This is a genomic window from Flavobacterium olei, from assembly GCF_039749035.1.
GTDB lineage: Bacteria > Bacteroidota > Bacteroidia > Flavobacteriales > Flavobacteriaceae > Flavobacterium > Flavobacterium olei.
Genome location: NZ_JBDKWC010000003.1, coordinates 111,199 through 131,879, shown reverse-complemented (window position 1 = coordinate 131,879; position 20,681 = coordinate 111,199). Strand labels below are relative to the sequence as shown.

The following is a 20,681-nucleotide window of genomic DNA, read 5'->3' as shown; positions in this document are numbered from 1 at the left end:
CCTAAAATACGAATATAATTTTGCAACAAAATGTTAAAAAATATTAAACCATGTAAGTAATGTAAGTTCATTTAAATTAAGTATTTTTAAATGTAACCATACAGAAATTAAGAAAAAACGTTAAACGACATAAGTGACGTATGTTCAATCGAATTAGTATTTGTTATATTTGACTGAGGCCGGAATCTGGATTTTGAAGGTGAAACCACAACCAAATTAGTAACACGAAAATTATTCAAAATAAATTGGAAGATTTACTGAAAAATGTAATTTTACCAAACCAGTATTTTCAGATTCCATATCGATGAAATAACATAGTGGGAGTAGGATATAACAAGAATCCTGTAATTGCGCAACTGTCTGAAAATGTATTCTGCAGAGTACGTTTGGGCGGGATAAGCGTAGCAATTGGAAGTTTAATAGCAAAGAATTAGCAGATTTAAAAGAATAGAATGGCAGCACCCAAGAAACCCATACCAAAAAAAGCACCGGCTAGTAAGCCAAAACCAACAGCAAAAAAGAAAGCAAACCGTACTTTTGGAGAAAAAGTAAAATGGTTTTTTATTAAAGCAGCTCTATGGTTTTTCGGAATCTCGATTGGTTCTGTAATATTTTTTAAATATGTTCCGGTGCCTTTTACACCTTTAATGCTCATTCGTGCTATCGAAAATAAATGGGCAGGAAAAGAGGTTTACTTTGATCACGATTGGGAGCCAATTGATAAAATTTCGATGAATCTGCAAAAAGCCGTGATCGCTAGTGAAGACGGAACTTTTTTAATTCATAACGGGTTCGATTTCAAGGCACTACAAAAAGCTTATAAAAGTAATGAGCGCGGACGAAGAATTCGTGGTGGAAGTACGATCTCGCAGCAAACTGCCAAAAATGTCTTTCTATGGCAGGGAAAAAGTTATTTCAGAAAAGGTCTGGAAGCTTATTTTACAGTTTTAATAGAAATTATCTGGGGCAAAGAAAGAATAATGGAAGTTTACCTAAATAGTATCGAAATGGGCGACGGCGTTTATGGTGCCTATGCGGCAACAGAGCACTGGTACCGAAGAGACGCTTCGAGTTTAACACCTATGCAGGCAGCTGGAATTGCAGCTATACTTCCTAATCCGAGAAAATTTAAAGCGACTGGATCTTCAAGTTATATCAACAGAAGAAAAGAACGAATCGTACGCGAAATGCGCTACGTTGGAAAAATTAATTATAATGGAAAAGAAAAAGAGAAGTAAAAAAGCACTTTTTGCTTTTCTGATATTGACTGTTACGCTCACTTTTGGACAAGGAAAAACTACAGAAATAGGATTTATATCGGATAATGATCTATACACGTCATCGAAAAATGATATGTATTATACGAACGGTTTAGAGCTTTTTTATCGTTTTTTATCTAAAAATGAAAATCCGAAAATCAATAAAGAAATAACTGAATTCAGAGTTGGGCAATATCTTTATAATCCAAGATTTATCAATAAGGAAGCGGTAGACATTAACGATCGTCCTTTTGCGGGTTATCTTTTTGCCGAGGCAGGAAAAAGCTTTTTTTATCAAAGCGAATCGGTTTTAAAAACAGATTTTCAATTTGGTTTTTTAGGTCCTAATGCGTTAGGAGAGGAATTGCAGGAAGGATTTCATAAGATTATCGGTTACAAAAAAGTATACGGTTGGGAAAACCAGATTCATAATGCGCTGGGATTTCAGGCGCATATCATGTATTCAAAAAAAATGTTTGCCTCAAAACCTAATGATTTTGTTGATTTGCATTTTCAATCGGAAGCCAATTTGGGAACTATTTTCACAGGCGTTTCAACCGGATTTATGGCAAGAATTGGTTTTAAAAAGCTTCTTCCTGTTTACGATTCGAATCTTCATGATGCCTCGGTAAGTTCAGAATTGCAGACCAATATCAGGGAGTTTTATTTTTACGCGATGCCAATTGTCAATTACCAATTTTATGACGCCACTATTGAAGGAAGTATGTTTAATGATACAAGTCCGGTTACTTTTGATTTGGTTCCGCTTCGTTTTAATGGTGAAGCCGGATTAAAATACCGTTATAACAATTTTAATATTTCCTATTCTTTCATTTACCGAGGAAGAGAATTAGAAGGCGATGTGAATGATACCAATCGCGGTTATTTTTATGGATCGATTCGGTTGGGGTTTTTGTTGAAATAATTTAAATCATAAAAGCGAAAATCAAGTTTTAATTGGAAGTTATTCTCTTATTAGATGTTTTGAATAAATAATTTTAATCCACATCCATGTTTTTAGAGAGTTCTTCCCATTTAGTATTGAGATAGTGCTGCGTTTTCATGAGTATTTCAGAATTTAAATCTTCTGTGGTTTGCACTTGCGGACTTAAAATTGCTTTTTCGTTTTCAAAATAGATATAAGCCTGAACGTCATCATCGCCCCAAAAGAAAGGAAAAACCACAGCGAAATTTTCACTGTCATTGTTTACATATTTTTCCAGACTGGTGATAAAAGCGAACATGGAAAGCATTTCTTCGTAATTTTCGCTAAAAAATAACATTCCGAAATGCCATTCTTCAAGGACTTCATTATAATCAGAAAAAGCCATTGCCTGCGGATATTCGAGCCAGCTATTTATAAATTGCTGATTGCTTTGGCCGGGTATGCAAAACAATTCTGAACTCAGTTCCATTTTAGAATACATTCTACGGCTTTCCCACCAGTCAATCCAGTTTTGGTTTAAGGCAGGTTTCTCAAACTTACTGTTTAAAAACTTTTCTAATTGTGATTTTCCAATTTTAACTTTAAGATATAACGAGCTTAATTCAGACATAATTTGTTTACCTTTTAATTATTATTTTGATGACAGGGAATTGCAGGTATTTGTTTTCTTATGGAAAATAATTGTAATTAACTGATATATTGTTTGTTGTTCTAAATTTACCATTCTGTGAAAATGATCACATGATCATCAGGATCTTTTAGAAATAATGCTTGTCCACCGGGATATTCCCAAGGACCGGAGAAGGTTCCGCAAGCCATTTGCATGGGATCCGATTCTTCAGTTTGGTTTAGTTGATTGGTTTTAAAGATGTCATATATTTTATCAATCGGAGCTTCGTTGACTTCGATATTCAACTGATTGAGAGGTTGCTGTAAATTGCTTATTTTTAATTCGACAGTATCATCCATTCTGACAAAGAAAGTTTTTGTCTGGTTTGTTATAATTTGGTTTTCGAGATTAAATGCTTTTCGATAATAATCAAATGATTGTTGGAGATTGGAAGAATACACCCAAAAAGAAAATTTCATAGCAATTATTTTAATTATGAAGTAACGATGCCGCCAGACATGATGTATAAACTTACTTAATTAATTCTTCTTTTGAAAATAAAAAGTTCTCTAATAGCCCCGATGGGAGCGATATCCTTTTTGCTGCTTCTTTAGCAGCTAAAAGATTTAGAGGACAGCGGGACAGCTGGTCTTTTTGAAAAACTAAGGGATGCTTCTAAAAAAAACAATGATTACTCTTAACCTTTTAATAATGTGTTTAAAACTGAAAAACTTTATTTTTAATTAAAATTAATGATATGGAAGTCAATTGGGTAATAATTGGGATTGTAGCTTTGGTTGTTTTGGTAATTGTTATACTTACAATTCGAAAAAATCAAAGAGAAAAAAAGAAGCTGACTGATTTGTTAAATAATGATTTTACAAAGCAGGACGAAGAAGAACCGGATTCTGACAATGATGTAAATGAAAGATAGTTACCAGATAACAAAACCCATCCTGCACAAGCAAAACGGGTTTGTTATTAATTAGTGTTTTATTTTAAAAAGAAAACCTTATTTTCTGGTGTAAATTCCTTTAAAAAAGTTTTTCGATTCAATTTTATTATCTGAAATTTTATAAAAATTAAATTTTCTTATTTCGGAAGCAGAAACCTTATATTGCAATGTATAAGTGGTGTCTGTTTGTTTTTCTACGATTTCGGGATCTATATCCTGTATGGTATAATACCAAATTTCTCCTGTGACTTTGTAAATGTTTCCGCTGGAATCCCAAATTATATTCGATTTGGTACACTCAAATTCGGTTCCTTGTCCGTTATTCCATTTGCCCTGAATCCACTCAGGAGGACTAATTGTTGTTTGGAAATGACTTCCTTGTTCTTCTTGTTCCTCTTCTTCAGAAGTACACGAATAAATAAAAAGCAAGCTAAGTAGCAGGACTATCTTTTTCATCATTAATTTTTCTGCAAAATTGCGATGATAGACATTCTTTAATTGGCTCTTAAAGTCTAAAATGTTGCAGATTACGACTTTTTATATAAGAATTGGATATAAAAAAAACACATCAGATAAATGATACGGTTTAAGTGGAGAATACCGTCCCGAGACTTCGGGAGAACCGGTCTTCATATTGTGGAGAATACCGTCCCGAGATTTCGGGAGAACCGGTTTTCATATTGTGGAGAAACCGTCCCGAGACTTCGGGAGAACCGGTCTTATTATTGTGGAGAATACCGTCCCGAGACTTCGGGAGAACCGGTTTTCATATTGTGGAGAATACCGTCCCGAGACTTCGGGAGAACCGGTTTTCATATTGTGGAGAATACCGGATTCGAACCGGTCACCCCTTGCCTGCCAGGCAAGTACTCTAGCCAAATGAGCTAATCCCCCAAAGTGACTGCAAATAAAGTCAATTAATTTTCAAAAAGCAAATTTCATGAAGTTGTAAGAGAAATATTTTTCAAAAGTGTAACTTTACCTTTAAATCTTATTTTATGAGTTTAGAAAATGCAAATGGAAGCTTAGAAACTTCTTTTCAAAATACAATTGCAACGGTTCAGTTTGGGCATCCGGCTAGTAATTCTTTTCCGCGTGAATTGTTAAACCAGCTGACTGCCGAAATTAATGAGTTAAGTCGAAATGAAGCAGTTTCAGTGATTATCTTAAAAAGTGAAGGCGAAAAAACGTTCTGTTCAGGCGCTTCTTTTGATGAACTTTTACAAGTTGAAAACGAGGAGCAAGGCGTAGAATTTTTTTCTGGTTTTGCCCATTTACTTAATGCGATGCGAAATTGCAATAAAATTATACTGGGCCGCGTGCAGGGAAAAGCAGTTGGCGGCGGTGTCGGAATTATTGCCGCCTGTGATTACGTTTTTGCAACTCCGCAAAGCGATATTAAATTGTCTGAATTGGCCATTGGAATCGGTCCTTTTGTAATTGAGCCTGCAGTTTCGCGTAAAATTGGCAAAACGGCAATGACCGAAATGACTTTGGCAGGACACGAATGGAAATCGGCCAATTGGGCTTTTCAAAAAGGACTTTTCTCTGTTTTATGCGAAGCTGTCAATTTGGATACTGAAGTCGAAAGTTTTGCAAAAAGATTAAGTGCTTATAATCCGGAAGCTTTATACGAGATGAAAAAAATGATATGGGAAGGAACAGAAATCTGGGAATCATTGCTTTTTGAACGTGCCGCAATAACAGGAAAATTGGTTTTGTCTGATTTTACCAGAAATGCATTGACACAGTTTAAAAAATAAAAAATTGAACCACATAGGAAAGAGGTCTTTGAAACAAAAAAAGCCGTTCTAATATGCGTCAATACCCATACTATGTGTTTAATTTCATCTTTGTTGCTAACAAATATCATATTATTGCGCTTTACGTTTATGCATCTTTGTAAAAGTTTAAAACTTTGACAAAGATTGTCAGCTTTAGTAATCATAAAATAGTTTGCAATGAAACTAATTTCCTTATTCCAAAATATCGATGTTGCAGAGAAAATTAAAGACGCACCAGACAGCAGTTATCAAATTGGCGTTGTGATCAAAAAGGACTTTTCTCTGTTTTATGCGAAGCTGTCAATTTGGATACTGAAGTCGAAAGTTTTGCAAAAAGATTAAGTGCTTATAATCCGGAAGCTTTATACGAGATGAAAAAAATGATATGGGAAGGAACAGAAATCTGGGAATCATTGCTTTTTGAACGTGCCGCAATAACAGGAAAATTGGTTTTGTCAGATTTTACCAGAAATGCATTGACACAGTTTAAAAAATAAAAAATTGAACCACATGAAAGAGGTCTTTGAAACAAAAAAAGCCGTTCTAATATGCGTCAATACCCATACTATGTGTTTAATTTCATCTTTGTTGCTAACAAATATCATATTATTGCGCTTTACGTTTATGCATCTTTGTAAAAGTTTAAAACTTTGACAAAGATTGTCAGCTTTAGTAATCATAAAATAGTTTGCAATGAAACTAATTTCCTTATTCCAAAATATCGATGTTGCAGAGAAAATTAAAGACGCACCAGACAGCAGTTATCAAATTGGCGTTGTGATTGGATCTTTTATTCCGTTTTTGTTTTTAATCGCAATTGCTTTTTGGATGTATAACAGCGCTAAAAAAAGAGACAAAAACGGTTATTAATTTGTAATTTTGCAAGCTTAAAATAAACATCGATGAGTAAAATCAGAATTACAAAACAATTTAGCTTCGAAACCGGACACGCCTTGTACGGTTACGACGGAAAATGCAAGAACGTTCACGGACACAGTTATAAATTATCGGTAACGGTTATAGGTTCGCCAATTACAGACCGTTCGAATGTGAAATATGGAATGGTGATTGACTTTTCTGATCTAAAGAAAATTGTAAAAGAAGAAATCGTCGATCAGTTTGATCATGCTACTGTTTTTAACGAGACAACACCACATATTGAATTGGCAAATGAGTTGAAAAACCGCGGACATCATGTAATTTTAGTTGACTATCAGCCTACAAGTGAAAACATGGTAGTTGATTTTGCTGAAAGAATCGTGGCGCGCCTTCCGCAGGGAATTTCACTTTTTTCACTTAAACTTCAGGAAACAGAATCTTCGTTTGCAGAATGGTACGCAAGCGATAATTTGTAATTTGTAAAAGTTAAATGTGAAATGTAAAAACATTTCACATCTCACATCTCCCAATAATGAAAAAAATATATTTTGCTTCAGACCAGCATTTTGGTGCACCAACTCCCGAATTGAGTTTGCCGCGTGAAAAGAAATTTGTGGCCTGGCTGGATGAGGTTAAAGAAGATGCCGAAGCTATTTTTTTGCTTGGGGATTTATTCGATTTTTGGTTTGAATATAAAACCGTTGTGCCAAAAGGTTTTGTTCGCGTTTTAGGAAAACTGGCAGAAATTCGCGACAGCGGCATTCCTATTTATTTCTTTGTTGGAAACCATGATTTATGGATGAATGATTATTTTGAAACCGAACTGAATATTCCGGTTTATCATGATAATAAAGAATTTACTTTTAACGGAAAAACTTTTTTAATTGGTCACGGCGATGGAAAAGGTCCCGGCGATAAAGGTTATAAAAGAATGAAAAAGGTATTTACAAATCCGTTTTCAAAATGGCTTTTCCGATGGCTGCATCCTGATGTTGGCGTAAGTCTGGCGCAATATTTATCGGTTAAAAACAAACTGATTTCCGGCGATGAGGATATTAAATTCCTGGGCGAAGAGAAAGAGTGGCTTATTTTATACGCGAAGCGAAAGCTGGAAGCGAAACATTATAATTATTTTGTTTTTGGACATCGCCATCTACCCATGATCCGCACTGTTGGAGAAAATGCCGAATATGTAAATCTGGGCGACTGGATTGGCTATTTTACTTATGGTGTTTTTGACGGCGAAAAATTTGAATTGAAGGAATTCAAAAAATAATTACTTTTTTGTACTCGGATAAATCCCGATTTTGTGTGTTCTCAAAATATAATTCGACAATTGTTTGTTGTTCGAAAGCTGAAAACTAATTGCGTTTGAAGCTTTTTTCGGCATGTGGCATTCTACACAATTATTGGCCAATAACTTTTCAGGCATTGTTTTTAATGTCGTTTCATTGTGTTTGAGACCCTGATGACAAGTCATGCAGATTTTAGAATAAGACGCCAGGTTTTTAGAAGCATTTTCATGCGGATTGTGACACGTAATACAATCCATTTTTTCGCTTTTTATAAAACATTTGCTTTGCGCCATTAAACGATATTGATTTCCATGAACGTCAAATTTTGCCGTATCGTTAATACTTCTGGTCTCACGAAAATATTCTAATAAATTATCCCCGGGCTTAAATTCAAAACGGGATTTTAATTTCATTCCGTCATTTCCGGCGTGACACAATGCGCAGGCATCTAATTTTTGCTGACGATTTAGTGTTTTAAAACTTGTAATGCTGTTGGCGACTTTTACATTCGGATTTTTCAAATGAAAATTAACGTGTTTTTTTGCCGGACCGTGACAACGTTCACAGTCAATTCCGTAAACGATTGTTTTTTTATTGATAATGTCTTCTACATCCATCGACATAAAATTCTTTTCATCAGAACTTTGGTTCACAACCCTCGAACTCACATTTGAGCTGTGGCAGGCATAACAATCTTTTACGACCATACGATCAAAATACGGTTTGTCGGCCGGAAAACCCGGACTTGTTGCCCAGTTGTTTACAGAGTGATAAAAAGAAAGCGGTAATTCGTAAGTGTTGTTGTTTTTCCAGTAAACCGAGGTTTGAGCGTGTTTGGTTCCGAATACAATTTCAAATTTATATTTCTCTGTGGCTTTTCCATTTTTATATACAACCTGATATAAACTGTCGCCATGTTTTTCCATGACTATTTTAGTGGTTTTGTCGTAAATGAAAGTGTGGTTTTTAGAATCGAAATCTCCGGAGACATTTCCTAAAATTGCCGGAGCTGTGGCTTTAAAATGTGAGCTGTTGAATACCATTTCAGACTGCGTTTTATGACATTGAACGCAACTTTCAGATCCTGCAAAATCGGTACCGCGCGGATCCGTATATTCTTCTGATTTATTGGAGCAGCTGGCCAATAAAATTGCCGAAAGAATAATGGTAAGTAGAAATACAGCTTTTTTCATTGCTGTAAATATACTTTTTTTTGAAATGAATCAAAATATATTTTAATAATGAAAAGATGCTGTTAAAATGTGTGGAAATTTCTAATTCATGCCCGCTCCAAAGACATATTCATCAAGTTCAATTTTAAATAGAGAACCTTCAACTAAATCCTTAATTGATTTTAATTCGGTCATATTAACGGCCAAATCTATAGAATTGCATGGCGTTTTTAATAAAAACTTATGGCAGGAATATTTCATTTCGCAAGCTTCGCAGCAGGCATTTTCAATCATACTGTCTTCAATTAAATCACAAAAACGATTTAATTCATCTACGGTAAAATAAAATCCGGTTTCTTTAAAAACCAGTTGCACTTTGTCTGAAATTGTTGTGTTGTGATCTTTCCAGTAAAAAGCTATTCCAAAGTTATTATGATATATTTGCTCAATTTCTCTCATCGTAAATACTTTAATTTCAACAAATATAAATATTATTTAAATTAATTCTAAATAAAAAAATCATAAAAAAAATGAAAATTTTTCGGAACCATATAAGTGATATATGTTCATTTAATGTTTCTTATTTGTTGAAGGCTAAAAGGAGAGCATAAAAAACGCTGAGGAAAACTAGCGCTTAAATAAAAGTTCAGTTTATTAAATGAACTTATACGACTTATATGATAACACAATTATTGGCACATTGAATTAATGTAGAAAGTAAGACTCTGACCGCTTTTGTACCAATTACTTAAATTTTTGTCTCTGAAAAAACTGGTTTCAGTTGCAGACATCGCGGTATAAATCGCAAAGAATTTACTTTTTTCATCGGCTTTAATACTTTCAAGCCATTGAATTGTTACTGCAATATCGCCAATTTCTTTGTCTAAATAAATATTATATGGTTTTAAATCCAATGTATACAAGCCTTTGAAATTATCTTTTACTTCAAAAATAATATCTTTTTCAACGATAATTTTTGATGGCAGTCCGTTTTCTAAACTGTAAAAGTTTAGTCTAAACTTCACAGATTTAAATTCGTTTGCAGTGATATTGATATTGAAATCACTTAATTTACAATCTTTTGAGATTTTAAATTTCATTCCAGTTTCCCTGCTTAAACGATCATCGGCATCTTTGTCGTGTATTGAGAAAAAATTGAAATGCATTAAACCCAATCCTTTTGCACTTCTCCCAAATTGTTTGGGTTTTGGTTTTTGAAATTTTACGACAACTTCTTTTAAAACATTTTCGGAAGGTATCATTGTGATAATATTGTGTTCAGATTTTAACTGGTTAATCACTAGTTTTTGAGTTTCAAAACCAATACAAGAAAAGATAATTGTATCATTTGCTTCTACTTTTTGATCTAGTTTTAGATTGAAATTTCCTTTAGAATTTGCAACTGTTCCACTGTTCTTATTTAAAATTCCGATATTGACATATTCAAGATTTGAGCCTGTTTTAGAATCTTTAATTTCTCCGGAAATGATTCTTTCCTGAGCAATATTTTTTGTAAAAAAGAATAAAAAGAATAGAGTAGTGGTGTATTTCATTTGCAGTTATTTTTCATATAAAGAAATGAAATACGAATGAAACTAAAATTTATTTTAGCCAATTTTTAACATAAGAAATAAATTCATCTTGCTGATCTACAAATAAATAATGCGAGCAATTGTCCAGAATGGCAAAGTTGTTTTTTCCAGTAATTGATGTAAGTGAAGTAATTTGCGCCGACGAAAAGATGCCGTCCTGTTTTCCATAAATCCCATAGATGGGAATTCCGGCAGTTTTGATTTTTTTTAATATCGGTTTGGTGTCAATATTATTTTGTTTTTCATTTTGATAAAAAAGTAAAGGAGCATTTTTATTTCTGATGTTAGATTTATAAAAGTCGCCCGCTTCATAATTAGCATATAATTTTTTTGAAGCTTTAGTAGGTTTAGGCATTTTAAAGTAATTTTCGTCACTTGCAAAATCAAAACAATGTTTTCTGTATACTGCAGAATTTTTATCAAGTTTTTCGACGCAGGCTATCTTATGTAGTGTTTTAGAATCGCCGTCGTGAATTTTCTTTATTGAATTTAAAATATGATCATACGTTTCCTGCTGCGAAAACAAAGCGCCAGCCAAAACCAACGCGCTCACATTTTGGGGATATTTATTGGTATAAAGTGTTGCCACTAAACCGCCAAAACTATGACCAAGTAGAATCGATTTTTTTAAATGATATTTTTTATAGATGAGATTTAAATCCTGAAAAGCTTCATCATAAGTAAATTTAGCATTGGGATCTGCTGATCTTCCTTCGCCTCTTCGATCGTAAGCAATAACATAAAAACCTTGTTTGGCTAGGCTTTGAGCCGTTGTTCCTTCAAATAAAGTTGCATTGCCACCTGGTCCTCCGTGAATGAAAATTATAGTTTTATTTTTTGCGTTTCCGTACGTTTTGATATAGAGATTTTGTCCTTTAGCGAAAAAGGAAAATACTAAAAATAAAAGTGTTACTGTTAATCTCATCTAGCCATTTTAATGAACTTATATCAGTTATATGGTTTCTACAAAAAAGTTATTCTAGTTTCTGATGTTCATCCATATCTCTTTTTAGATCTAAATTTCTGAAAGTTGGCGATTTCAATGCTGTGAAGATGACAGTCAAAAGCGTCACACTTCCGCCAAAAACCACAGACGTTACAGCTCCCATTAATTTAGCAGTTGCGCCGCTTTCAAAAGCACCCAATTCATTAGAAGATCCTACAAAAATCGAATTGACCGCACCAACGCGTCCGCGCATATGATCTGGAGTTTTAAGCTGTAAAATAGTCTGACGGATTACAACAGAAATTCCGTCTGCCAGACCGCTCAAAAACAAAGCGAAAACGGAAAGCCAGAACGACGTTGAAAGTCCGAATAAAATAATAGATAATCCAAACACAAATATGGCAACTAAAAGTTTTTTTCCTGCATTTTCATATAAAGGCACGTAAGCTGAGACAAGCATAGTTATAAAAGCTCCAACGGCAGGAGCGGCCCTTAAAATTCCAAAACCTTCAGAACCAACTTTTAAAATATCCTGTGCAAAAACCGGTAGTAATGCTACAGCTCCTCCAAAAAGTACGGCAATCATGTCCAGCGATAAGGCTCCTAAAACAATTTTATTGTTAAATACAAAAGTTAACCCTTCGGTTAGACTGTCTTTTATCGATTCTCCAATCTTCGGATTTATAATTGGTTTGCTGCTGATTTGTGATAAAGCAATTAAAGAAAGAATAGAAAAGCCGAATACAAGACACATAGACCAGTGAACACCCATCCAGTTGATTGAAAACCCCGCTATTGCTGGGCCCATTACAGCTCCGATCTGCCAGACCGAACTGCTCCAGGTTGCCGCATTGGGATACACCTTTTTAGGTATAATCAAGGATAAAAGCGAGAAGATGGTAGGGCCAAGAAAAGCGCGCACTAAACCACCAAAAAAGACCAGGGCATAAATAGAATACAGAATTACATTTGGCGAAAATCCTCCGACAATTTTGGGCCAGGTTAGTAAAAATAATCCGAAACTAATTACTGAAAAGCCTAAAATACATTTTACCAGAAGTCCCTTTTTTTCTTTTTGATCGACAATATGTCCCGCAAAAAGTGCCATTGAAACCGCTGGAATAACTTCCATTAAACCAATTATTCCCAAAGAAAGCGGATTCTTGGTCAGACTATATACTTCCCATTCAATAACAATAAACTGCATGGACCACGCAAAAACCATTGCAAAACGCAATAATAAAAATATGTTGAATTCTCTGTAGCGAAGTGCCTGATATGGATCCGGCTTATTGGATTGTGCTGTCATTGGTTCTAATGTCTTTTAGCATAAGCTGAGTAGAAACGGTTCCGTTCCACTCATTTTCAGCAATGCAATAGGCAAGGTGAAAATTATTTTGATTTTTAGTAATATCTAATTTTTTTCCGAGACCAAAACCTATGGCAGCAATTCCGTTTGTCTCCGTGCTGCGGGATTGCTTTACAAAAAGTCTCAGATGTTCTTCTTCTGCGCCCAAAGTTTTGCCATAACCAGTATCTGTAACGTCTCTGGTCATAAAAACCGGAGTCATATTTTGTGGGCCAAATGGCTCAAATTGCTTTAAAATCCGGATGAATTTTGGCGTGATATCAGAGAAATTAATTTCGGCATCAATTTCTATTTCAGGCGTTCGCATTTCGGGCAGAATAGTGCTTTCTACACATTTTTCAAATGCTTCTTTAAATGGTTTGTAATTTTCTGCTTTTAAAGTCATTCCGGCAGCATACATATGGCCGCCAAATTGTTCTAAATGTTCTGCGCAGGCGTCCAATGCATTATAAACATCAAATCCTTTTACAGATCGTGCCGACGCCGCATATTTATCTCCGCTTTTAGTGAAAACCAAAGTCGGACGATAATACGTTTCTATTAATCTTGAAGCTACTATTCCGATTACGCCTTTGTGCCAGTCTTCCTGAAAAACAACAGTCGAAAATCTTTCCTGTTCATTATTTTCTAAAATCTGCTGAAACGCTTCCTTGGTAATTCTTTTATCTAAATCCTTTCGGTCGGCGTTGTAAAGTTCTATTTCTGACGCAAATTGCTGTGCCTGTCCGAAATCAAATTCCGTTAATAATTCAACCGCATGATTGCCGTGTTTGATTCTTCCTGCTGCATTAATTCGCGGCGAAATAATAAAAACAACATCGGTAATATCAAGTACTTTCTTTTTTACCTGATGTACTAAGGCTTTAATTCCGGGTCTTGGTTCGCTGTTGATGACTTTTAATCCGAAATAGGCCAAAACACGATTTTCTCCTGTGATCGGAACAATATCGGCAGCGATTGCTGTAGCAACCAAATCCAGATACGGAACTAAATCTTCAATTGTTTCATTTCTGTTTTTGCCCAAAGCCTGGATCAATTTAAAACCAACACCACAGCCGCATAATTCGTCGTAAGGATAGGAGCAGTCTTCTCTTTTCGGATCTAAAACAGCAACCGCATCCGGCAGAAATTCTCCGGGACGGTGGTGATCGCAGATAATAAAGTCAATGTTTTTGGCTTTCGCATAAGCGATGTGATCAATCGATTTAATGCCGCAGTCTAAAGCAATAATTAATGAAATCCCGTTATCGTCTGCGTAATCAATTCCTTTATACGAAATTCCGTAACCTTCGTCGTAACGGTCCGGAATATAAGTAGCGATATTGGAATAATGCGATTTTAAGTAGGAGGAGACAAGGGAAACGGCGGTTGTTCCGTCGACATCATAATCTCCGAATACCATGATATTTTCTTCATTTGCAATCGCCAATTCTATTCTTTCCACAGCTTTGTCCATATCCTTCATCAGATATGGATCATGAAGATGGTCTAAAGACGGACGAAAGAAATTTTTTGCCTGATCATAAGTTTCAATTCCCCTCTGAATTAAAAGTGTGGCTACAAAATCTTCTACATTTAAAGCTTGTGCCAAATGTTTTATTTTTTCTTCGGAAGGCTTTGGTTTTAAAGTCCAGCGCATTTTAATTTTAGATTGTAGATTTAAATTTTAGATGTTGGAATCTAAAAATATTTAATCTGATATTTATTTTTGAACCGCAAATGCACAAATTTCCACTAATTCAATTTGCGATAATTTGTGTAATTTGTGGTAGAATATTCGTTTTTAACTTCGGCAAGTTTGAAGAGTTTAACATGTAGAATTTCAAAATCTAAAATCTACACTCTAAAATCTAAAATTATTTCGCTTCCAAAGCATCTCCTTCAAACTGAATTCCGTCCCAGCCTAAGTTGATGAAATTTCTAATATTTTGATGGTTTGTTCCGTTTGGATCGCTCAAAACTTCGTCAAAATAAAAAGCACCAAAACAAGCTAATGTTTCTTCTTTTGATAAATTTTGCAATTTTGCAAAAGAAAACAATTTGCAGGAACCAGAATTTTCGCCTGCCGCATTATGCTGTGTTCCGTTTTGGAAAGCAGTTGGAGTAAAATTGTAATTTTCTTCTATTACTGCAATAGTTTCCGGAAAAGTATTTTCGGTTGGGTTTTGTCTTAATTTTTCTAAAAAGGCTTGTATGCTCATAATATGGGTTTGTTTTTTTGCCACAGATTAAAATGATCGATGATTTTTCTAACCGCAAATTTCACAAATTTCCGCTAATTTAATTTCTGAAAATTTGTGAAATTTGTGGTTCATTTTTTTTTAATCTGTAACTGAAATAATAATTTATTCCTCTTCGTCTTTCGAATACTTACTTTTCTTAGCTTCTTTTTCTATTGTTTTTCCGGCAACGACAACAACGATTTCGCCTCTTGGAGCTGTTTTTTCAAAATGCGCTAAAACTTCTTTTGCAGTTCCGCGTACATTTTCTTCGTGTAATTTTGATAATTCGCGTGAAACACAAACTTGTCTGTCTTCGCCAAAATACTGAATAAACTCCACTAAAGTTTTAACCAGTTTATGTGGAGAAACGTATAAAATCATTGTTCGGGTTTCTTCGGCTAAAGCCAAAAATCGGGTCTGACGTCCTTTTTTCTCCGGAAGGAACCCTTCAAAAATAAAGCGGTCATTTGGCAGTCCGCTGTTTACCAAAGCAGGAACAAAAGCGGTTGCACCGGGAAGACATTCTACTTCGATTTTATTTTCAACGCAGGCACGAGTCAATAAAAATCCAGGATCTGAAATCGCCGGTGTTCCCGCATCCGAGATCAAAGCGATGTTTTCACCAGCTTTTAAACGCGCGATTAAATTTTCAGTCGTTTTATGCTCGTTGTGCATGTGATGGCTGTGCATGTGCGTGCCAATTTCAAAATGCTTTAAGAGTTTTCCGCTCGTTCTGGTATCTTCCGCCAAAATCAAATCGACTTCTTTTAAGATCCGAATGGCTCTAAAAGTCATGTCTTCAAGATTGCCAATTGGCGTTGGAACGATATATAATTTTGACATAATTATTTGTAAAATGTGAAATGAGAATAGTGAAAAGGATTATGAGAATTTCTTCTCAATAATTTCAAGAAAACGTTCTGCGTAATCGTCTTTTCCTTCCCAATTATTGTAATCCGGTTTTACCATATTTTCTATAAATTCTTTGGCTTCGCTGTAAGAATCAAAAGTTAAAAGCTGATTTAAAACACGGCTGTAATCTTCTGTACTGTTTCCGAAAAGATTTTTTGTAAATGCGATTCTGTCATTCAGATCAATGTGAAAACCTTTTGCCAGTTTATCATTTAAACTCACAGGTTTTGATGTTGACGGAGTTTCAAGAATGGCGGTTTCCAACTTTTTATCTTCCTCTTTTTCTTCTTTAAAATCGTGGATTGAAGGGGCTTTTACCGGAGGAATTGCCTCAAAACTATCTACTTTAACAAATTGAGGATCTGCATAATTAACCCCTAAAATATCCTGTAGAGAAATAATTGGTTTTGATGGAGATTCGATTTTTGGTTCCTCCTTAATTTCTTCTTTAATTTCTTCTTTCACTTCCGGAGCTTCTAATTCGAAAGCAGGTTTAAAGTCCGGAATTGGTTTCAGGTCGTTCACGGTTGTAAATGAAAGTTCTTCAACTATATTCTTTTCTTCTGTCTTTTCAACTTCTGCTTCGGGCTGAGGTTCAATAATTTCGGCTAAGATCGGTTCAGTTTTTTCTTCAGGCTGATTTTCTATTTCTGCCGTAAACGGCTCCGTAATTTCAGAAATTGGTTCAGCGGCCTCCACAACTTCCGCTAGCTCTTCTTCTGACCTTTCAGTTTCATAAGATTCTTCAAGTGCAATTACTTGTTCTGCTGCCGGTGTTTCGATTTCGATTAATGCCGGAATTTTATCTTCTTCTCTTTCAAAGATAGTTTCGAGTTCGGTATGAATTTCGGTTTGCCCGATTGTTGGTTTTAAACCCTCGAAATTTTCATCGACAAATTTCAATACCGCTAATTTCTCATATAATTTCTGAGTTTCAAGGTACAATTGATTGATATCGGATTTATTTTTAAGTTTTAAAATTCGATGTGCAATGCTGATTAAATCGGCTTCCAATTTTTTTTTCATAACTGTTGAAATTATAGTGAATAAGGTATTTTAGTGTATTTAATGTCTGAATGTCTCTATTCTAAAGGGAATTCAAAGAATAATTTTTTATTTCTGTTAATAAGCTGTAGTAAATCTACGATTTGATAAAAATTTTCTACTTTTGAAAAAATGTAAAACAGCACATTTTTACATCTGTTTATTACCAGTACAAAGTAATAAAAACTATTCATTTTTAAAGGCAGAAAAATACAAAATGTTTCTCGAAAATACAGTAAATCACAAAGAACAATTTGGGTGGATTGAAGTTATTTGTGGATCAATGTTTTCGGGTAAGACCGAGGAATTAATCCGCAGACTTAAACGCGCCCAGTTTGCCAAACAGCGAGTTGAAATTTTTAAACCTGCTATTGATACCCGATATCATGATGAAATGGTTGTGTCTCACGATGCAAACGAAATTCGCTCAACACCGGTTCCTGCAGCTGCCAATATTCTGATTCTGGCGCAAGGCTGCGATGTGATAGGTATTGACGAAGCACAATTTTTTGATGACGAAATTATTACTGTGTGTAATGATTTGGCCAATCAGGGAATTCGTGTAATCGTGGCTGGTCTGGATATGGATTTTAAAGGAAATCCGTTTGGGCCAATGCCGGGACTTATGGCGACAGCAGAATATGTAACAAAAGTTCACGCCGTTTGTACCAGAACGGGAAATCTGGCCAATTACAGTTTTAGAAAAACAGCCAGTGATAAATTAGTGATGCTCGGAGAAACCGAAGAATATGAGCCGCTTAGCCGTGCAGCGTATTTTAATGCAATGAAAAAAAATCAGGAAAAGTAGCGGAACTTAAAAGAGAGTTTTTAGCATTAACTGAAATCGAAAACAAAATGAGAAAACAGAATATTTTATTACTGGTTATAGTTGCAATCGCAGTCGCTGTGGCTGTTTATTTTCAGTTTTACCTTTCTAAAAATGCCACTGAAGTAAAGACAGAGGTGAGCGAATTAGTTGAAAAGTACAATAAAAGCTGTCCGCTGAATATTCAGGAAGGCATTCGCTTAGATAGTGTAAATCTGCCGGAAGAAAGAGCGGTTCAATACAATCTGACATTATTAAATGTAATAAAAGAAACTGCTGAGATCAATGTAATTCAGGAGGAAATCAAAAAAAGCCTATTAAGTACGGCTAAAGCAAACCCTGGACTTCAGGTTTTTAGAGATAATGATTATACTTTGATTTATCATTACAGCGATAAGAAAAAAGTGTTTTTGTTTGATGTGAAGATATTACCTGATCAGTATAAGTAGATTTAAATATTGTAAAAAACAACCCGACAGATTTCAAGTCTGTCGGGTTATTTTTTTGTACGGATAAATTTTTAAATTTGCACGTATAAAATAAAAGTTATGGATGCAAAATTGACATTGAAGCTAAATAAAAATGTGATTGAAAAAGCGAAGATTTATGCTGCGGAACATCATCATAGTTTATCACTTTTGATTGAAAATTATCTAAAAACTATTATAGAAAAAGCTAATCAGAAAAATGAATTAGAAATAAGCTCTTTTGTAAAAAGCCTCGCGATAGGGAAAGGAAAAATTGCAAATGATTTTGATTATAAAAAAGACAGGCTTGATTATTTATCTGAAAAATATAAATAGATGAAATTGTTTTTAGGTACAAATGTTCTTATTGATTTGATAGGTAAGCGTGAACCTTTTTTCAAAGAAATAGCTATTATTGCTTCATTTGCAGAAAATAAAAAAATCAGATTAGTTTCGTCATCATTGTCTTTTGTAAACACTGTGTATGTTATTTCAAAAGAAGTTGAAAAGAAAGATTGTTTTAGAAACGCTTCAGAAATTTCGTTTTATTTGTGAGGTTTCTGATATTGATGAAATTGTTATTGATAAAAGTCTTATCTCAAATTTTAATGATTTTGAAAATGCTGTTGAATATTTTAGTGCCTTGCATCATAAGAGTGACGTAATTATAACACGTAATAAAAAAGATTTTAAAAACTCTGAAATTTCAGTTTTAACCCCTACAGAATTTTTAGCCACCATAAAAGAATAAAACCCGACAGATCTAAAATTTGTCGGGTTTTTATAAAAATCTAAATTTTCTTTCTCATTCTTGCAACCGGAATATCCAATTGCTCGCGGTATTTTGCAATAGTTCTTCTCGCAATAGGATATCCTTTTTCTTTTAAGATTTCTGCTAATTGATCGTCTGGCAAAGGTTTCTTTTTATCTTCTTCCTCAATAGTATTTTTAAGAATCTTTTTGATTTCTAATGTCGAAACATCTTCTCCCTGATCATTTTTCATCGCTTCAGAGAAGAATTCTTTAATCAGCTTTGTTCCGTATGGCGTTTCAACATACTTACTGTTGGCAACACGTGAAATAGTCGAAATGTCCAAACCAACCATATCCGCAATATCTTTTAAGATCATAGGTTTTAGTTTGGTTTCGTCACCGTCTAAGAAATATTCTTCCTGATAGTGCATAATCGCATTCATCGTTACAAATAAAGTCTCCTGACGTTGTCTGATTGCATCGATAAACCATTTTGCCGAATCCAGTTTTTGTTTGATAAACTGCACTGCATCTTTCTGTGCAGTCGATTTATCGCGGGATTCCTTATAAGTCTGCATCATTTCCTGATAATCTTTAGAAACGTGCAGGGAAGGTGCATTTCTTCCGTTTAAGGTCAGTTCTAATTCTCCGTCCACAATCCTGATGGCAAAATCGGGAACTACATTTTCTGTAACTTTATTATTTCCTGTAAAAGATCCTCCGGGTTTTGGATTTAGTCTTTCAATTTCGTGAATTGCTTTTTTAAGCTGTTCGTTTGAAACGCTGTATTTTTGAAGCAGTTTATCGTAATGTTTCTTAGTAAAAGCATCAAACTGGTTTTCAATAATATCAATTGCTAAATCAACATATTCTGTTGGTGTTTTATGTTTTAACTGAAGCAGTAGGCATTCCTGTAAATCGCGCGCACCAACTCCCGAAGGTTCCAGTTCGTGGATCACGGTCATCATCTTTTCTACCATTGCTTCATCAGTGTAAATTCCCTGAGTAAAAGCCATGTCGTCTACAATATCCGGAATGCTTCTTCGAATATAACCCATGTCATCAATACTTCCAACAAGGAATTCAGCGATTTCTCGCTCTTCATCATTCAGTATAAAAGTATTCAGCTGATTGATTAAATCCTGATGAAAGCTTATCGGCGCAGCAAAAGGTGTCTCGCGTTCTTCTTCGTCTCCATAATTATTAACCTGAGTTTTATAATCCGGAGTATCATCGTCGCTTAGATATTCGTCAATGTTAATGTCGTCTGCTTCGATTCTGTCCGATTCTGCATCATCATAATCATCGTAGTCTTCATTAGCAAATTCATCAGCTTCGTATTCTTCTTCTTTTCCGGCTTCAAGCGCCGGATTTTCGTTCATTTCTTCTAATAAACGTTGTTCAAAAGCTTGCGTAGGCAATTGAATTAACTTCATCAGCTGGATTTGCTGTGGAGATAATTTTTGGGATAATTTTAAATTTAAAAATTGCTTGAGCATTTGTTTTTGTTAAAAGTTTCAAGTTTCAGGTTTCAAGTTGCTCAACTGAACGGCAAAACTGAAAACTGAAACTTGAAACAAATTTTATAATTTTTAGTTCAAGTCCCAATAACCTGAAACTTGAAACCTGAAACTTGAAACCTGAAACTTT

Annotated in this window: 25 protein-coding genes and 1 tRNA gene; 12 read left to right on the top strand and 14 right to left on the bottom strand. The window is 34.7% G+C overall.

The window, feature by feature from the left end; genetic code table 11:
* Window positions 1-452 precede the first annotated feature (452 nt).
* Both mtgA and ABEB31_RS08340 read left to right on the top strand, forming a co-directional pair.
* Complete coding sequence (gene mtgA / locus ABEB31_RS08345; protein WP_347050943.1) at window positions 453-1,238, top strand: monofunctional biosynthetic peptidoglycan transglycosylase; 786 nt, start codon at window positions 453-455, stop codon at window positions 1,236-1,238.
* A complete protein-coding gene (locus tag ABEB31_RS08340; protein ID WP_347050942.1) occupies window positions 1,216-2,184 on the top strand; it encodes a lipid A deacylase LpxR family protein in 969 nt (322 codons plus the stop codon). The genes mtgA and ABEB31_RS08340 overlap by 23 nt, the downstream gene beginning before the upstream one ends.
* A gap of 73 nt (window positions 2,185-2,257) precedes the next feature.
* Here ABEB31_RS08340 and ABEB31_RS08335 read toward each other — a convergent pair whose 3' ends face one another.
* A complete protein-coding gene (locus ABEB31_RS08335; RefSeq protein ID WP_347050940.1) occupies window positions 2,258-2,815 on the bottom strand; it encodes a hypothetical protein in 558 nt (185 codons plus the stop codon).
* Between the two features lie 107 nt (window positions 2,816-2,922).
* Window positions 2,923-3,294, bottom strand: a complete 372-nt coding sequence (locus tag ABEB31_RS08330; RefSeq protein ID WP_347050939.1) for a hypothetical protein — start codon at window positions 3,292-3,294, stop codon at window positions 2,923-2,925.
* Window positions 3,295-3,572: 278 nt separating this feature from the next.
* On the opposite strand from ABEB31_RS08330, the gene ABEB31_RS08325 reads away from it, so the two are divergent.
* On the top strand, window positions 3,573-3,749 hold the full coding sequence (locus ABEB31_RS08325; RefSeq protein ID WP_347050938.1) for a hypothetical protein: 177 nt from the start codon (window positions 3,573-3,575) through the stop codon (window positions 3,747-3,749).
* A gap of 78 nt (window positions 3,750-3,827) precedes the next feature.
* On the opposite strand, the gene ABEB31_RS08320 is transcribed toward ABEB31_RS08325, so the two are convergent.
* Both ABEB31_RS08320 and ABEB31_RS08315 read right to left on the bottom strand, forming a co-directional pair.
* Window positions 3,828-4,226 (bottom strand): hypothetical protein, encoded by a 399-nt coding sequence (locus tag ABEB31_RS08320; protein ID WP_347050937.1) that lies wholly within the window; start codon window positions 4,224-4,226, stop codon window positions 3,828-3,830.
* A 364-nt stretch (window positions 4,227-4,590) separates the two neighbouring features.
* A tRNA-Ala gene (locus ABEB31_RS08315) sits at window positions 4,591-4,664 on the bottom strand.
* A 104-nt stretch (window positions 4,665-4,768) separates the two neighbouring features.
* Here ABEB31_RS08315 and ABEB31_RS08310 point away from each other — a divergent pair.
* The 5 genes from ABEB31_RS08310 to ABEB31_RS08290 all read left to right on the top strand — a co-directional run bounded on the left by ABEB31_RS08310 (window position 4,769) and on the right by ABEB31_RS08290 (window position 7,709).
* Entirely contained in the window at window positions 4,769-5,533 is a 765-nt protein-coding gene (locus ABEB31_RS08310) for an enoyl-CoA hydratase/isomerase family protein (protein ID WP_347050935.1), read from the top strand.
* Between the two features lie 326 nt (window positions 5,534-5,859).
* A complete protein-coding gene (locus tag ABEB31_RS08305) occupies window positions 5,860-6,051 on the top strand; it encodes a hypothetical protein (protein ID WP_430408228.1) in 192 nt (63 codons plus the stop codon).
* A 196-nt stretch (window positions 6,052-6,247) separates the two neighbouring features.
* Window positions 6,248-6,424 (top strand): hypothetical protein, encoded by a 177-nt coding sequence (locus ABEB31_RS08300; protein ID WP_347050934.1) that lies wholly within the window; start codon window positions 6,248-6,250, stop codon window positions 6,422-6,424.
* Window positions 6,425-6,456: 32 nt separating this feature from the next.
* Complete coding sequence (locus tag ABEB31_RS08295; protein WP_347050933.1) at window positions 6,457-6,909, top strand: 6-pyruvoyl trahydropterin synthase family protein; 453 nt, start codon at window positions 6,457-6,459, stop codon at window positions 6,907-6,909.
* A gap of 56 nt (window positions 6,910-6,965) precedes the next feature.
* A complete protein-coding gene (locus ABEB31_RS08290; protein WP_347050931.1) occupies window positions 6,966-7,709 on the top strand; it encodes a UDP-2,3-diacylglucosamine diphosphatase in 744 nt (247 codons plus the stop codon).
* On the opposite strand, the gene ABEB31_RS08285 is transcribed toward ABEB31_RS08290, so the two are convergent.
* The 9 genes from ABEB31_RS08285 to ABEB31_RS08245 all read right to left on the bottom strand — a co-directional run bounded on the left by ABEB31_RS08285 (window position 7,710) and on the right by ABEB31_RS08245 (window position 16,967).
* Window positions 7,710-8,921 carry a cytochrome c3 family protein gene (locus ABEB31_RS08285; RefSeq protein ID WP_347050929.1) on the bottom strand — a complete coding sequence of 404 codons (1,212 nt, stop codon included), beginning with the start codon at window positions 8,919-8,921 and terminating at the stop codon, window positions 7,710-7,712.
* An 81-nt stretch (window positions 8,922-9,002) separates the two neighbouring features.
* Window positions 9,003-9,359, bottom strand: a complete 357-nt coding sequence (locus ABEB31_RS08280) for a hypothetical protein (protein WP_347050927.1) — start codon at window positions 9,357-9,359, stop codon at window positions 9,003-9,005.
* Window positions 9,360-9,589: 230 nt separating this feature from the next.
* Window positions 9,590-10,453 (bottom strand): carboxypeptidase-like regulatory domain-containing protein, encoded by an 864-nt coding sequence (locus ABEB31_RS08275; protein WP_347050926.1) that lies wholly within the window; start codon window positions 10,451-10,453, stop codon window positions 9,590-9,592.
* A 49-nt stretch (window positions 10,454-10,502) separates the two neighbouring features.
* A complete protein-coding gene (locus ABEB31_RS08270) occupies window positions 10,503-11,417 on the bottom strand; it encodes an alpha/beta fold hydrolase (protein WP_347050924.1) in 915 nt (304 codons plus the stop codon).
* 49 nt (window positions 11,418-11,466) lie between these two features.
* Window positions 11,467-12,747, bottom strand: a complete 1,281-nt coding sequence (locus tag ABEB31_RS08265) for an MFS transporter (RefSeq protein ID WP_347050922.1) — start codon at window positions 12,745-12,747, stop codon at window positions 11,467-11,469.
* Complete coding sequence (recJ, locus tag ABEB31_RS08260; protein ID WP_347050921.1) at window positions 12,728-14,446, bottom strand: single-stranded-DNA-specific exonuclease RecJ; 1,719 nt, start codon at window positions 14,444-14,446, stop codon at window positions 12,728-12,730. The genes ABEB31_RS08265 and recJ overlap by 20 nt, the downstream gene beginning before the upstream one ends.
* Before the next feature lie 217 nt (window positions 14,447-14,663).
* Window positions 14,664-15,008: a HopJ type III effector protein gene (locus ABEB31_RS08255; protein ID WP_347050919.1), complete on the bottom strand. Its 345-nt coding sequence runs from the start codon at window positions 15,006-15,008 to the stop codon at window positions 14,664-14,666.
* 144 nt (window positions 15,009-15,152) lie between these two features.
* Window positions 15,153-15,872: a 16S rRNA (cytidine(1402)-2'-O)-methyltransferase gene (gene rsmI, locus ABEB31_RS08250; RefSeq protein WP_347050918.1), complete on the bottom strand. Its 720-nt coding sequence runs from the start codon at window positions 15,870-15,872 to the stop codon at window positions 15,153-15,155.
* Between the two features lie 39 nt (window positions 15,873-15,911).
* Window positions 15,912-16,967: a hypothetical protein gene (locus ABEB31_RS08245; RefSeq protein ID WP_347050916.1), complete on the bottom strand. Its 1,056-nt coding sequence runs from the start codon at window positions 16,965-16,967 to the stop codon at window positions 15,912-15,914.
* Between the two features lie 235 nt (window positions 16,968-17,202).
* Between ABEB31_RS08245 and ABEB31_RS08240 the strand changes: the two genes are divergently transcribed.
* The 4 genes from ABEB31_RS08240 to ABEB31_RS08225 all read left to right on the top strand — a co-directional run bounded on the left by ABEB31_RS08240 (window position 17,203) and on the right by ABEB31_RS08225 (window position 19,029).
* A complete protein-coding gene (locus ABEB31_RS08240) occupies window positions 17,203-17,793 on the top strand; it encodes a thymidine kinase (RefSeq protein ID WP_347050914.1) in 591 nt (196 codons plus the stop codon).
* Window positions 17,794-17,840: 47 nt separating this feature from the next.
* Window positions 17,841-18,260, top strand: coding sequence for a hypothetical protein (locus tag ABEB31_RS08235; RefSeq protein ID WP_347050913.1), 420 nt, complete (start codon window positions 17,841-17,843; stop codon window positions 18,258-18,260).
* A gap of 99 nt (window positions 18,261-18,359) precedes the next feature.
* Window positions 18,360-18,614, top strand: a complete 255-nt coding sequence (locus tag ABEB31_RS08230) for a DUF6364 family protein (protein ID WP_347050911.1) — start codon at window positions 18,360-18,362, stop codon at window positions 18,612-18,614.
* 148 nt (window positions 18,615-18,762) lie between these two features.
* Entirely contained in the window at window positions 18,763-19,029 is a 267-nt protein-coding gene (locus tag ABEB31_RS08225) for a PIN domain-containing protein (protein ID WP_347050909.1), read from the top strand.
* Between the two features lie 40 nt (window positions 19,030-19,069).
* Here the strand turns inward: ABEB31_RS08225 and rpoN are convergent, their stop codons facing one another.
* The gene (rpoN, locus tag ABEB31_RS08220; protein WP_347050907.1) at window positions 19,070-20,530 is read right to left on the bottom strand and encodes an RNA polymerase factor sigma-54; all 1,461 of its coding nucleotides are present in this window, start codon (window positions 20,528-20,530) and stop codon (window positions 19,070-19,072) included.
* Between the last annotated feature and the right edge of the window lie 151 nt (window positions 20,531-20,681).

Bases quoted from the DNA above. Each gene is read 5' to 3' on its own strand.
- mtgA (WP_347050943.1), top strand. From the start codon at position 453: ATGGCAGCACCCAAGAAACCCATACCAAAAAAAGCACCGGCTAGTAAG.
- ABEB31_RS08340 (WP_347050942.1), top strand. From the start codon at position 1,216: ATGGAAAAGAAAAAGAGAAGTAAAAAAGCACTTTTTGCTTTTCTGATA.
- ABEB31_RS08335 (WP_347050940.1), bottom strand. From the start codon at position 2,815: ATGTCTGAATTAAGCTCGTTATATCTTAAAGTTAAAATTGGAAAATCA.
- ABEB31_RS08330 (WP_347050939.1), bottom strand. From the start codon at position 3,294: ATGAAATTTTCTTTTTGGGTGTATTCTTCCAATCTCCAACAATCATTT.
- ABEB31_RS08325 (WP_347050938.1), top strand. From the start codon at position 3,573: ATGGAAGTCAATTGGGTAATAATTGGGATTGTAGCTTTGGTTGTTTTG.
- ABEB31_RS08320 (WP_347050937.1), bottom strand. From the start codon at position 4,226: ATGAAAAAGATAGTCCTGCTACTTAGCTTGCTTTTTATTTATTCGTGT.
- ABEB31_RS08310 (WP_347050935.1), top strand. From the start codon at position 4,769: ATGAGTTTAGAAAATGCAAATGGAAGCTTAGAAACTTCTTTTCAAAAT.
- ABEB31_RS08300 (WP_347050934.1), top strand. From the start codon at position 6,248: ATGAAACTAATTTCCTTATTCCAAAATATCGATGTTGCAGAGAAAATT.
- ABEB31_RS08295 (WP_347050933.1), top strand. From the start codon at position 6,457: ATGAGTAAAATCAGAATTACAAAACAATTTAGCTTCGAAACCGGACAC.
- ABEB31_RS08290 (WP_347050931.1), top strand. From the start codon at position 6,966: ATGAAAAAAATATATTTTGCTTCAGACCAGCATTTTGGTGCACCAACT.
- ABEB31_RS08285 (WP_347050929.1), bottom strand. From the start codon at position 8,921: ATGAAAAAAGCTGTATTTCTACTTACCATTATTCTTTCGGCAATTTTA.
- ABEB31_RS08280 (WP_347050927.1), bottom strand. From the start codon at position 9,359: ATGAGAGAAATTGAGCAAATATATCATAATAACTTTGGAATAGCTTTT.
- ABEB31_RS08275 (WP_347050926.1), bottom strand. From the start codon at position 10,453: ATGAAATACACCACTACTCTATTCTTTTTATTCTTTTTTACAAAAAAT.
- ABEB31_RS08270 (WP_347050924.1), bottom strand. From the start codon at position 11,417: ATGAGATTAACAGTAACACTTTTATTTTTAGTATTTTCCTTTTTCGCT.
- ABEB31_RS08265 (WP_347050922.1), bottom strand. From the start codon at position 12,747: ATGACAGCACAATCCAATAAGCCGGATCCATATCAGGCACTTCGCTAC.
- recJ (WP_347050921.1), bottom strand. From the start codon at position 14,446: ATGCGCTGGACTTTAAAACCAAAGCCTTCCGAAGAAAAAATAAAACAT.
- ABEB31_RS08255 (WP_347050919.1), bottom strand. From the start codon at position 15,008: ATGAGCATACAAGCCTTTTTAGAAAAATTAAGACAAAACCCAACCGAA.
- rsmI (WP_347050918.1), bottom strand. From the start codon at position 15,872: ATGTCAAAATTATATATCGTTCCAACGCCAATTGGCAATCTTGAAGAC.
- ABEB31_RS08245 (WP_347050916.1), bottom strand. From the start codon at position 16,967: ATGAAAAAAAAATTGGAAGCCGATTTAATCAGCATTGCACATCGAATT.
- ABEB31_RS08240 (WP_347050914.1), top strand. From the start codon at position 17,203: ATGTTTCTCGAAAATACAGTAAATCACAAAGAACAATTTGGGTGGATT.
- ABEB31_RS08235 (WP_347050913.1), top strand. From the start codon at position 17,841: ATGAGAAAACAGAATATTTTATTACTGGTTATAGTTGCAATCGCAGTC.
- ABEB31_RS08230 (WP_347050911.1), top strand. From the start codon at position 18,360: ATGGATGCAAAATTGACATTGAAGCTAAATAAAAATGTGATTGAAAAA.
- ABEB31_RS08225 (WP_347050909.1), top strand. From the start codon at position 18,763: ATGTTATTTCAAAAGAAGTTGAAAAGAAAGATTGTTTTAGAAACGCTT.
- rpoN (WP_347050907.1), bottom strand. From the start codon at position 20,530: ATGCTCAAGCAATTTTTAAATTTAAAATTATCCCAAAAATTATCTCCA.